This window comes from Streptomyces sp. NPDC051555, assembly GCF_044454405.1.
Taxonomy (GTDB): domain Bacteria; phylum Actinomycetota; class Actinomycetes; order Streptomycetales; family Streptomycetaceae; genus Streptomyces.
Window position 1 is genome coordinate 387,548 of sequence record NZ_JBITDP010000004.1, and the last position, 11,640, is coordinate 399,187.

Below are 11,640 nucleotides of genomic sequence, written 5' to 3' on the forward strand. Positions count from 1 at the left end.
CCGTACGCCCGTGGAATAGCCGCGTCCGGTGACAAAGGTCCCGGAGGGGGGTGACCATCTGCCGGAGTTTCACGGGCCGATCGGGTGCATTCTGGAATGGCGTCAATTCCGCGACGGCGCAGGTTAATTACGCGTATTCATGCCAATTAGGTGGTGGGTCGACCCGTGCGACTGGAAACGGAAACCCGGAGCGGGTCGCGCCCGCGGCCACGCCCGCACCCGCGTCCCGCCGCGCCCCGGCGCTCGTGGGCGCGGCGCTGGCTGCCGGACCAGCACGGGGCGTGGGCGATGCTCGCCGTGCCGTTCCTCGTCGGTGTCCTGCTCGCACCGCGGCCCCGCCCGGCGCACGCGGCGCTCTTCGGCGCCTGGCTGCTCGGCTACGTCGCCGTCTTCCACGGCCAGCAGTGGCTCCGGCTGCGGCGGCACTCGCGCAACCCGCGCGCGGCCGGCCGCCACCTGCGCCCGGGGCTCGTCTTCGGCGCGGCCTGCGCGCTGCTCGCGCTGCCGCTCGCCGTCCTGCACCCCTGGCTGCTGTGGGCGGGGGCCGCGGCCGGACCCTGCGTCGCCGTGAACACGTACGCGGCGCGGCGGAACCGCGAACGGGCCCTGTGGAACGGCCTGGCGGCGGTGGTCCCGGCCTGCGGGATGCTGCTGGTGGCCCTGCGCCTGGGCGGCGGTGACCTCGCCGACGGCCGGCGGGCGGCGCTGGCCTGCCTGCTCTACTTCGGCGGCACCGTCCCGTACGTGAAGACGATGATCCGGGAGCGCAACTCGCCCGCCTGGCGCCGGGCCTCGGTGGCCTACCACGCGGTGGCGCTGGTCGCGGCCGCCTGGCTGAGCCCCTGGCTGGCCCTCCCGTTCGCCCTCTACCTCGCCCGAGCCGCCCTGCTCCCGGGCCGGGGCCTGAAGCCCCCACTGGTCGGCGCCGCGGAACTGACCGCCTCGGCCCTCCTCCTGACCACCCTCACCCTGACCTTCTGACCCGGCTCCACCCGGCCCGGGCCACATCAGGCCCGCCTGCGCATCGAGCCGGCCGCGCCGCATCAGGCCCTTCGGGCCATCGACCCGGCCCGAGCCGCCTCAAGCCCTTCGGGCCATCGACCCGGCCCGAGCCACCTCAAGCCCTTCGGGCCATCGAGCCGGCCCGGGCCACCTCAAGCCCGCCCGGCGATTGAGGGCCCGCCGGAGGCACGACGGGGCCGCACGGGCGGCCCCGTTCCCGCGGAACCAGCAACCCGGCTCCGCCGGACCCCGGGCCCCGGGCTCCGCCCGGTCCCGCGCCTCAATCGCCGGCGGGGCTGGGGGCGGCCCCGGCGGGGGCGGGGGTGGCGGGGCCGGGGCCCGCCCGGGTGGTGCGTCGGGGCCGGGTGCGGCGTCGAAGGCCGCTGCCAAGTGGAGCCCGCCCGGCGATTGAGGGCCCCGGCGGGCCGGGCCGGGACCGACCTCCGCGCCGCCCCCGCCCGCCGCCGGAACTAGATGGCTTCCTTGCGGGTCAAATAGTTGAACGAGATCCACCCCGGCAGCACCGGCAACCAGAAGGTGCACAGCCGGAACAACAGCACCGCCGAGATCGCGATCTCCTTCTCCAGCCCGGCCGCGATCAGCCCGAGCGTCAGCGTGGTCTCCACCGCGCCCACACCACCCGGCGTCGGCGCCGCCGACCCCAGCGCGTTGCCCGCGAGGAAGACCACCGCGATGCTCGCCAGGCTCAGGGCCTCGCCCCCGCCGAAGGCACGGACCGAGGCGTCCAGGCACATCACGAAGCAGGCGGTCAGCAGCAGCATCCCGCCGATGCCCGTGATCAGCTTCTGCGGCCGCTGGAGGATGTCCAGCATGCGCGGCACCACCCCGGCGAACAACGCCCGTACCCGGGTCGCCACGAACTTCCGCAGGAACGGGATCGCCGTCACCACGAGCACCAGCACGGCGACCGTGAGCAGCCCCGCGATGACCGCCCGGGACGGGGTCATCTGCGTGGTGTTCTCCGTCCCGGTCAGATAGCCGAAGGACAGCAGCAGCAGGATGTGGCTCGCCAGACCGAAGAGCTGCGACGCGCCGACGCTCGCCACCGCCAGCCCCGGCCGCACGCCCGAGCGCTGGAGGAAGCGCGTGTTCAGCGCGACCCCGCCCACCGCCGCCGGAGCGACCAGCTTCACGAAGGACCCGGCCAGCTGCGCGCAGACGGTCCGCAGGAAGGGCACCCGCTCCGGCACGAAGCCCAACAGGCTCATGGCCGCCGCGAAGTAGGTCAGCGCGGAGAAGGCCAGCACCACCCCGACCCAGCCCCAGCGCGCCTGCCCGAAGGTGGTCGCGAAGTCGACCTGGGTCAGCTGGGAGAGCAGGAAGTACGCCGCCACCGCGCCCGCGATGAAGGACACCAGGGTGCGCGGCTTGATCCGCTCCAGCCGGGCCGGCTCCACCGGCGCCTGCGGACGGATCAGCAGGACCTGCTGGCGGATCTGGCTGAGCAGGTCCTCCTCGCGCGCCTCGTCGAGGGCCTCGTCCAGCGCCCGCTTCTCGGCCTTGCGCTCGGCCTTCGTCTCCGCCTTGGAGACGGCCTTGGAGGAGCGGCGCGCGGCCGCGTCGGCCTCGCGCTCCGCCTCGCGCTGCGCCTTGGCCAGCCGCGAGGTCTCCAGTACGGCCTCCCGCTCGCGGGTCGAGCGCTCGCGCGCCAGCCTGCGCAGGGTGGCCCGGGTGGAGCGGCTCAGCGCGATCGGCTGGAGCAGCGGCAGACAGTCCGCGACCGCGTCCGGACCCAGCACCTGGAGCGCCGAGGCCACCGAGCGCTCGGCACCGACCCGCAGGCCGATGGTGGTCAGCAGCTGGGCGATGTCCATCCGCAGCACCAGGTCGCCGGCCGCGATCTCGCCGCCGCGCAGGTCGGTGAGGATGACGTTGCCAAAACGATCCACCACGAGGGCGTCCGCGGTGAGCCGTCGGTGCGCGATCCGTCGCGACTGCAGGGCCCGCACCTGCTCCCAGGCGTTGCGGCTCAGCTCGTCGGTGATCTCCTCGTCGGCGAGCGAGTCCATGGTCCGGCCGCCCAGGTGCTCGTAGACGAGCATCACGGCGTCCGGCCCCAGCTCCGAGGTGGCGATCAGCCGGGGCGCGTTCGCCCCGGCGGCGATCGCCGCGTAGGCGAGCAGCGCCTCCTGCTCCAGCGCCTGGCGCAGCGACTGGAGGCTGCGCCGGGTGGTGATCCCGCGCAGGGTGAGCCGCCGCCAGACCCGGTAGAAGAACCCCTGGGCCTGCTGCTCGCGGTCCACGACCGTGACGTCCAGCGGCGGTCCGTCCGCCAGCGTGACGTGGTAGCGGCGGCCCCGGTCGTTCTGCTCCGAGACCTCCTTGCCCTCCGGGCTCTCCGGCACCTCGGCGCGCGTCGCGCTGACCGGTTGGAAGCCGACCCGGCGCAGACCCGCGAGGAGGTTCTGGCCGGTGGGCCGGACATTGGGGGAGCCGACGGCGTACAGCGTGCCGTAGGCGACGGTCCAACCGATGAGCACGGTGAGGATGATCGAGAAGGGGGTGGTGTAGCCGCCGACGAGCATCGCGAAGGCGTCGAGGAGGAGCACGGCCCACAGGGCCACGCGCCAGCGGGGTCTGCGCGTCATTCCGACGGCGGTCATGTAGGCGATGACGGGTGCGAGGTAGCCGTGGACCGGATCGGTGAGGTCTTCGCCGATGCCGGTGGGGCGGGTCAGGGCCTCGCGGATGGTGCCCGGCGCGGTGCGCGAGACCCAGAGGTCGATGGCGAGGGTCACGCCGTGCGCGAGCACGGCGGCGAGCACGCCGTCGGCGATGCGCAGACCGTCGCGCTTGATCAACCGTTCGATGGCGAAGGCGACCGGCACGAGCAGGATCGCGATGCTCGACACCAGCCCGGCGACCTTGATGAGCAGGTCGGGCGCCTGACCGGTGCCCTTGCTGATGTCCGCTTCCAGGCCGACTGTCGTGCCGTGGGCGAAGGCGGCGATGCCGAGGACGACGGCGATGCCGAGGATGCCGACGAGCAGCCGGACCAGGTCGGAGGGGCGGTGCACGCGGGCGGCCAGCAGGGGCTCGTCGACCTCGACCCGGTCGGCGGTGATGGCTGTGACGTCGGTGACGGCGTCCGTGACGGCGTCCGGGCGCGCGGGAGCGGCGGCGCCGTCCGCTCGCGCCGCACCGTCCGCCTTCGCACGCCGTGCTCCCGCCCCGGCACCGGGATCGGCACCGGCGCCGGCGCCGGCACCGGGATCGGAATCGGCTCCGGCTCCGGCTCCGGAGAAGTCCGGGGAGCCGGGGGTTCCCGAAGGCCCTGGAGGACCGTCCGGACTGCTCTCGGGAGGGCTCACACCCTGCTCCTTCGCCGTCACATCCGTCTCTTCTTGATCACGTATCACCTGTCACCGCCCGGAAGATGGTGGCACGGCGGAGCCGGGGCGCGAGGCAGCAGGGTGCGCGTCCCACCGGAGGGAACCGTTTCGGTGGTCCGGGCGCGGGGTGCGGCACCATGTGCCGCATGAGCGATGAACCGGAGCTGCCGGAGTACGCGGAACGAGTCCTCGCCGTCGCCGAGGAGATTCCGCCCGGCCGCGTGATGACCTACGGGGACGTCGCGGAATGGCTCGGCGACGGCGGCCCGCGCCAGGTCGGGCGCGTCATGGCGCTCTACGGCGGCCCGGTCCCGTGGTGGCGCGTGGTCCGCTCGGACGGGGTCCTGCTGCCCGGCAGCGAACCGCGCGCGCTGGCGCACTACCGGGACGAGGGCACACCGCTGCGCGCGGCCTCCCGAGCCGCCACGGGGCACGTGCCGCGCCTCGACATGAAACGCGCGCGCTGGGACGGACACCGGGCGGCGGACGGTTGACGTCCGGTTCACTCCGGGCCCCGGCGCGGGCGTGTGCAGGGTCACACCTGCCAGCTTCGGCCATCGGACGTGCGGGTGGGCTCCCACAGGCCCGTACGGGGGACGCGGGGTCCCCGGGGAGACTGCGCGGGGTCGCCCGCTTGCCGTAGCGTTGAGCCTTCGCCCGCGCCGCGCAGGCCGCCCCGCGCACCCACGAACCCAGACCCACCAGGACCGGCACCCCACGTGATCAGCTCTCCTTCGGACCGTCGTACGCGGGCCCCGCACGCGTACCGGCTGGTCCGCGGCGGACCGGCGCAGGTGGATCCCCCTGTCCTGGACGCAGCGCAGCAGGCCGTGGTTGACCACGCCGCCGGGCCGCTGCTGGTCCTCGCGGGACCGGGCACCGGAAAGACGACGACCCTGGTCGAGGCGGTCGCGGCCCGGGTCGAGGCCGGCGCCGATCCCGCCCGCATCCTCGTCCTCACCTTCAGCCGCAAGGCGGCGGTGGAACTGCGCGACCGGACCGCGCTGCGGCTCGGCGGGGCCCGCGCCCCGCAGGCCACCACCTTCCACTCCTTCTGCTACGGCCTGGTCCGCGCCCACCAGGACAGCGAGCTCTTCACGGAACCGCTGCGGCTGCTGTCCGGCCCCGAGCAGGACGTGACCGTACGGGCCCTGCTCGAAGGCCAGCGCGCCCTGAAGTCGATCCGCTGGCCCGACGACCTGCGGGCCGCGCTCACCACGCGCGGATTCGCGGACGAGGTACGAGCGGTCCTCGCCCGCAGCCGCGAGCTGGGGCTCGGGCCGGCCGCGCTGGACGCCTTCGCCTCCCGGACCGGACGCCCCGACTGGCAGGCCGCCGCCGCCTTCCTCGCCGAGTACCTCGACGTCCTGGACATGCAGGGAACGCTCGACTACGCCGAACTCCTGCACCGCGCGGTGCTGCTCGCGGAGCGCACCCCGCAGGTGTCCGCGGCCTACGACGCGATCTACGTCGACGAGTACCAGGACACCGACGCGTCCCAGGTCCGGCTGCTGCGCGCGCTGAACGGTCCCGCCGGCACGCTGGTCGCCTTCGGTGACCCGGACCAGTCGATCTACGCGTTCCGCGGCGGTGACGTCAACGGCATCCTGGACTTCGCCTCGGTCTTCCCCGGCGCCGGGATCCGCTCCCTGAGCGTGTCCCGCCGATCCGGCGCGGGCCTCCTCGCGGCCACCCGGCTGCTCACCACCCGGATGCCGATGACCCGGCTCCCGGCCGCCGCGGTCCGCGCGCACCGCGAGCTGCGGGCCGTGCGGGAGGGCGGGCGGGTGGAGGTCCACACCTACCCGACCTCCGCCACCGAGCTGGAGAACATCGCCGACATCCTGCGCCGGGCCCACCTGGAGGACGGGGTGCCCTGGCAGGACATGGCCGTCCTGGTCCGCTCCGGCGGCCGCACCCTGCCCGCGATGCGCCGCGCCCTGGTCGCCGCGGGCGTCCCGGCCGAAACGGACGGCGGCGACGCCCCCCTACGCCACGAACCAGCCGTGACCCCCCTCCTCACCGCCCTCCGCACGGTCGCGACCCCCACTCCGGCCGAGGCGATTCCAGCCCCGCCGGAGGCGCAGTCGCGCCCGCAGGGTCCGACGCACGCGCACCGCCCCGCGGAGCCGGACGCCTCCCCGGACGGTTCGCGGGCGGCCGGTGACGCGGACCCCGCGGGCGCGGTGGTGCCTCCGGCGGCGCCTCAAACGCCGGCGAGGCTGGAGGTGGCCCCGGACGGATCCGCGGACGGTTCGCGGGCGGCGGTGGTGCCTCCGGTCCCGCCACATCCAGCCCCGCCGGCGTTTGAGGCGCCGCCGGAGGCAGAAGAGCACCCGCAGGGTCCGACGCACCGGCACCACCCGGCGGAGCCCGAGCCCCCCTCGGCCACCCCCGCGGCGGCAGCCGAACCCGCGGCGGCAGCCGAACCCACCCCCGGGCCGGATGTCGAGGCCGGCTGGATCGGCGTGGAGGCCGCCCTCACCCTCCTCACCTCCCCCCTCGGCGGCATGGACGCCACCGACCTCCGCCGCCTGGGAAGGGCCCTGCGCGACGAGGAACGGGCCGCCGGCACGACCGTCCCCGCCCCCTCCGACGTCCTCCTGGCCCGCGCCCTCGCCGAACCCGAACGCCTCACCGCGCACGACCCCGCCTACGCCCGCGGAGCGCAGCGCCTCGGCCCGCTCCTGCGCAAGGCCCGTGAGCTGCTCCAGGGCGGCGGCACCGCCGAAGAGGCCCTGTGGGTCCTGTGGGACGGCACCCCCTGGCCGCAGCGCCTGGAGCGGGGCGCCCGCCGCGGCGGCGCCGCCGGCCGCAACGCCGACCGCGACCTCGACGCGGTCTGCGCCCTCTTCGACACCGCCGCCCGCGCGGAGGACCGCACCGGCGGCCGCGGCGCCCTCAACTTCCTCGAACAGCTGGAGGCCGAGGACATCGCGGCCGACACCCTCAGCCACCGCGCCACCCGCCCCGAGGCGGTCCGCCTCATGACCGTGCACCGCTCCAAGGGCCTGGAGTGGGGCCTCGTCGTCGTCGCCGGAGTGCAGGAGGGCCTCTGGCCGGACCTGCGCCGCCGCGGCTCGCTCCTGGAGGCCGACCGGATCGGCCGCGACGGCCTCGCGGAACCGATGCCCCCCGGCGCCCTCCTCGCCGAGGAGCGCCGCCTCTTCTACGTCGCCACCACCCGCGCCCGCGAGCGCCTCGTCGTGACCGCCGTCAAGGCCCCCGCCGAGGACGGCGACCAGCCCTCCCGCTTCCTCACCGAACTCGGCGTCACCCCCAAGGACGTCACCGGCCGCCCCCGGCGCCCGCTCGCCGTCCCGGCCCTGGTCGCCGAGCTGCGCGCCACCACCGTCGACCCGGACGCCTCCGAGGCGCTGCGCGACGCCGCCGCCCGGCGCCTCGCCCGGCTCGCCGCGCTCACCGACGACGACGACCGTCCGCTCGTACCGTCCGCGCACCCGCAGCGCTGGTGGGGCCTGTACGAGCCCACCCGGGCCACGGTCCCGCTGCGCGACCGGGACAGGCCCGTGGCGCTGTCCGGCAGCGCCCTGGACCAGCTGGCGAACACCTGCTCCCTCCAGTGGTTCCTGGGCCGGGAGGTCAAGGCCGACGCCCCGTCGTCGGCCGCCCAGGGCTTCGGCAACGTCGTCCACGTCCTCGCCGACGAGGTCGCCTCCGGTCGCACCCCCGCCGACCTCGCCGTCCTCATGGAGCGGCTGGACTCGGTGTGGGACGCCCTCGCCTTCGACGCGCCCTGGAAGTCCCGCCAGGAGAAGGAGAACGCCCGGGCCGCCCTGGAGCGCTTCATCCGCTGGCACAACTCCGACCGCGGCGGGCGCACCTCCGTGGCCACCGAGCACGGCTTCGACGTGACCCTGGGCGCGGGCGAGTACGAGGTCCGCATCCGCGGCTCCATGGACCGCGTCGAGACGGACGCGGCGGGCCGGGCGTACGTCGTCGACTTCAAGACCGGCAAGGCCGCCCCCACCCGCGAACAGGTGGAACGGCACCCGCAGCTCGCCGTCTACCAGCTCGCCGTGCGCGAGGGCGCGGTCGACGATGTCTTCGACGGCCGCCGGCCCGAGCCCGGCGGCGCCGAACTGGTCCAGCTGCGCCAGGGCGCGGCGAAGAAGGACGGCGGCGACGAGGTCCCCAAGGTGCAGGCCCAGCAGCCGCTCGGCGGCGGCCCGGCGGGGGACTGGGTCGGCGATCTGCTGGCCACCGCGGCGGGCCGGGTCCTGGACGAGCGCTTCGCGCCCGCCACCGGCGACCACTGCTCCCGCTGCTCCTTCCGGGCGGCCTGCAGCGCCCGCCCCGAGGGCCGCCAGACCGTCGACTAGCGCGTAACCCGTAACCCGTAACCCGTAACCCGTAACGCGTAACGCGTAACGCGTGGCGAGCAGCGCGCAGCACACGGGCGACGGCGGCCGATGGGGTTGTGGGCGAGTGCTCCGGGTCGGGGCTGTCGGTGGAGGCCGCTAGCCTTTTTACGTGTCCGCGCGCCAGCCCGTCCTCACCGACCCCGAGCAGCTCAAGCAGCTCCTCGGGATCCCCTTCACGCCCGAACAGCTGGCCTGCGTCACCGCCCCGCCCGCCCCCCAGGTGATCGTCGCGGGCGCGGGCTCCGGCAAGACGACCGTCATGGCCGCCCGCGTGGTCTGGCTGGTCGGTACGGGCACGGTCGCGCCCGAGCAGGTCCTCGGCCTGACCTTCACGAACAAGGCCGCCGGCGAGTTGGCCGAGCGGGTACGGACGGCGCTGGCGCGGGCCGGGATCAGCGACCCCGACCCCTCCCCGGCCGACGACACCGCCGGGGGCGAGCCCCGGATCTCCACCTACCACTCCTTCGCCGGGCAGCTCCTGAAGGACCACGGGATGCGCATCGGGCTGGAGCCCAGCTCCCGGCTGCTCGCCGACGCCACCCGCTTCCAGCTCGCCGCCCGCGTGCTGCGCGAGGCCCCCGGCCCCTACCCCTCGCTCACCAAATCCCTCCCCGACCTGGTCAGCGACCTGCTCGCGCTGGACAGCGAGCTCTCCGAGCACCTGGTCGACCCGGCGGGGCTGCGCGCCCACGACACCGCCCTCCTCGACGCCCTCGCGGACGTCAAGCTCGGCAACGAAGACCTCCGAAAGGTCCCCGAGGCCGCCCGCGGCCGGCTCGAACTGCTGGAGCTGGTCGGCCGCTACCGCGCCGCCAAGGCCTCCCGCGACCTGCTCGACTTCAGCGACCAGATAGCCCGTTCCGCACAGCTGGCCACCACCCGCCCCGAGGTCGGCGCGCTGCTGCGCGAGGAGTTCCGCGTGGTCCTGCTCGACGAGTACCAGGACACCTCGGTCGCCCAGCGGCTGCTGCTGTCCGGGCTCTTCGGCAAGGGGTCCCCCCGGGACGGGGTCCCAGGGCAGGCCACCGGCCACGCCGTGACCGCCGTCGGCGACCCCTGCCAGGCGATCTACGGCTGGCGCGGCGCCTCCGTCGCCAACCTCGACGACTTCCCGGAGCACTTCCCGCACGCCGACGGCACCCCCGCCACCCGGCTCTCCCTCAGCGAGAACCGGCGCAGCGGCGGCCGCCTCCTCGACCTGGCCAACGGCCTGGCCGCGCCGCTGCGGTCCCTGCACGAAGGCGTGGAGGCGCTGCGTCCGGCGCCCGGCGCCGAGCGCGACGGCTTCGTCCGCTGCGCCCTGCTGGAGACGCACGCCCAGGAGCTGGAGTGGCTCGCCGACTCCATCGCCCACCTGGTGCGCACCGGCAAGGAACCGGGCGAGATCGCCGTCCTGTGCCGCTCGGCCGGTGACTTCGCCGCGATCCAGGGCGCCCTGGTGGCCCGTGACGTCCCCGTCGAGGTCGTGGGCCTGTCCGGGCTGCTGCACCTGCCCGAGGTCGCCGACCTGGTCGCCGTCTGCGAGGTGCTCCAGGACCCCGGGGCCAACGCCGCCCTCGTGCGGCTGCTGATCGGCCCGCGCTGGCGGATCGGCGCGCGCGACCTGGCCCTGCTCGGCCAGCGGGCCCGGCTGCTGGTCGCCCGGGCCCCGGCCGCGGGCGACGACGCGGACCACCGGCTGGCCGCGGCCGTCGAGGGGGTCGATCCGGCCGAGGTCGTCTCGCTTGCCGACGCCCTGGAGACCTTCCTCGGCGACGCCCCGCAGCAGGACGGGCTGCCCTTCTCCGCCGAGGCCCGGGTCCGCTTCGCGCACCTCGCGCAGGAGCTGCGCGACCTGCGCCGGGCCCTGTCCGACCCGCTCATGGACGTCCTGCACCGGGTGCTGGCCGCCACCGGGCTCGACGTCGAGCTGTCCGCGTCCCCCCACGCGCTCGCGGCCCGCCGCCGCGAGACCCTGTCCGGCTTCATGGACGTGGCCGCCGGCTTCGCCGCCCTCGACGGCGAGGCCACGCTGCTCGCGTTCCTCGCCTACCTGCGCACCGCCGCCCAGTACGAGAAGGGCCTCGACCAGGCCCTCCCCGGTGGGGAGAACACGGTCAAGGTGCTGACCGCCCACAAATCCAAGGGCCTGGAGTGGGACGTCGTGGCCGTTCCGGGGCTGTATGCGGGCGCCTTCCCGAGCGAACGCTCCCGCGAGGCCTGGACCTCGTACGCGAAGGTCCTCCCGCACTCCCTGCGCGGCGACGCCGCGACCCTGCCCGCCGACCCGGAGTGGACCGCGGCCGGTCTGAAGAACTTCAAGGCACAGCTGCGCGCCCACCAGTCCACCGAAGAGCTCCGCCTCGGCTACGTGACCTTCACCCGCCCCCGGTCCCTGCTGCTGGCCTCCGGCCACTGGTGGGGCCCGACCCAGAAGCGCCGCCGCGGCCCCTCCTCCTTCCTGACCGCCCTGTACGACCACTGCGCGGCCGGGTTCGGCGAGATCGAGGTCTGGGCCGAGGAGCCCGAGCCGGACGCCGTGAACCCGGCCCTGGACACCGCCGACACCCCCGACCGCTCCTGGCCGCTCCCGCTGGACCCGGACTCCCTGGCCCTGCGCCGCCGCGCGGCAGCCCTGGTCGCCTCCTACCTGGCCACCCCGCCCACCCCCGAGCCCACCTCGACCCCCCAGGACGACTACCTCTGGCCCCCGGACTGCGACGAGCCCTGGGACGAAGAAGAACCCCCCTGGGACGACGACGCCCCCGACTCAGCCCCTCCGGCGTTTGAGGAGCGGGGTCCGGGGCGGAGCCCCGAAGCCCCGCAGGGCCCCCGAGCCGCACCCCCCCCCCCCCCCCCCGCCCCCGGGGCCCCCCCGGGCCCCCCCGCCCCCCCCCCCCCCCCCCCCCCCCCCCCCCCCG

Annotated in this window: 5 protein-coding genes; 4 read left to right on the forward strand and 1 reads right to left on the reverse strand. The window is 75.4% G+C overall.

Annotated features, from left to right (window positions below):
- Positions 1-261 precede the first annotated feature (261 nt).
- The gene (locus tag ACIBEA_RS12915) at positions 262-981 is read left to right on the forward strand and encodes a YwiC-like family protein (RefSeq protein ID WP_399260154.1); all 720 of its coding nucleotides are present in this window, start codon (positions 262-264) and stop codon (positions 979-981) included.
- A gap of 491 nt (positions 982-1,472) precedes the next feature.
- On the opposite strand, the gene ACIBEA_RS12920 is transcribed toward ACIBEA_RS12915, so the two are convergent.
- The gene (locus tag ACIBEA_RS12920) at positions 1,473-4,334 is read right to left on the reverse strand and encodes a lysylphosphatidylglycerol synthase domain-containing protein (RefSeq protein WP_399260020.1); all 2,862 of its coding nucleotides are present in this window, start codon (positions 4,332-4,334) and stop codon (positions 1,473-1,475) included.
- A gap of 167 nt (positions 4,335-4,501) precedes the next feature.
- Between ACIBEA_RS12920 and ACIBEA_RS12925 the strand changes: the two genes are divergently transcribed.
- The 3 genes from ACIBEA_RS12925 to ACIBEA_RS12935 all read left to right on the forward strand — a co-directional run.
- Positions 4,502-4,849 carry an MGMT family protein gene (locus ACIBEA_RS12925; protein ID WP_399260022.1) on the forward strand — a complete coding sequence of 116 codons (348 nt, stop codon included), beginning with the start codon at positions 4,502-4,504 and terminating at the stop codon, positions 4,847-4,849.
- Positions 4,850-5,077: 228 nt separating this feature from the next.
- Positions 5,078-8,698, forward strand: a complete 3,621-nt coding sequence (locus tag ACIBEA_RS12930) for an ATP-dependent helicase (RefSeq protein WP_399260156.1) — start codon at positions 5,078-5,080, stop codon at positions 8,696-8,698.
- A 151-nt stretch (positions 8,699-8,849) separates the two neighbouring features.
- On the forward strand, positions 8,850-11,640 hold a 2,791-nt coding region (locus ACIBEA_RS12935; protein WP_399260024.1), incomplete at its 3' end, for an ATP-dependent helicase.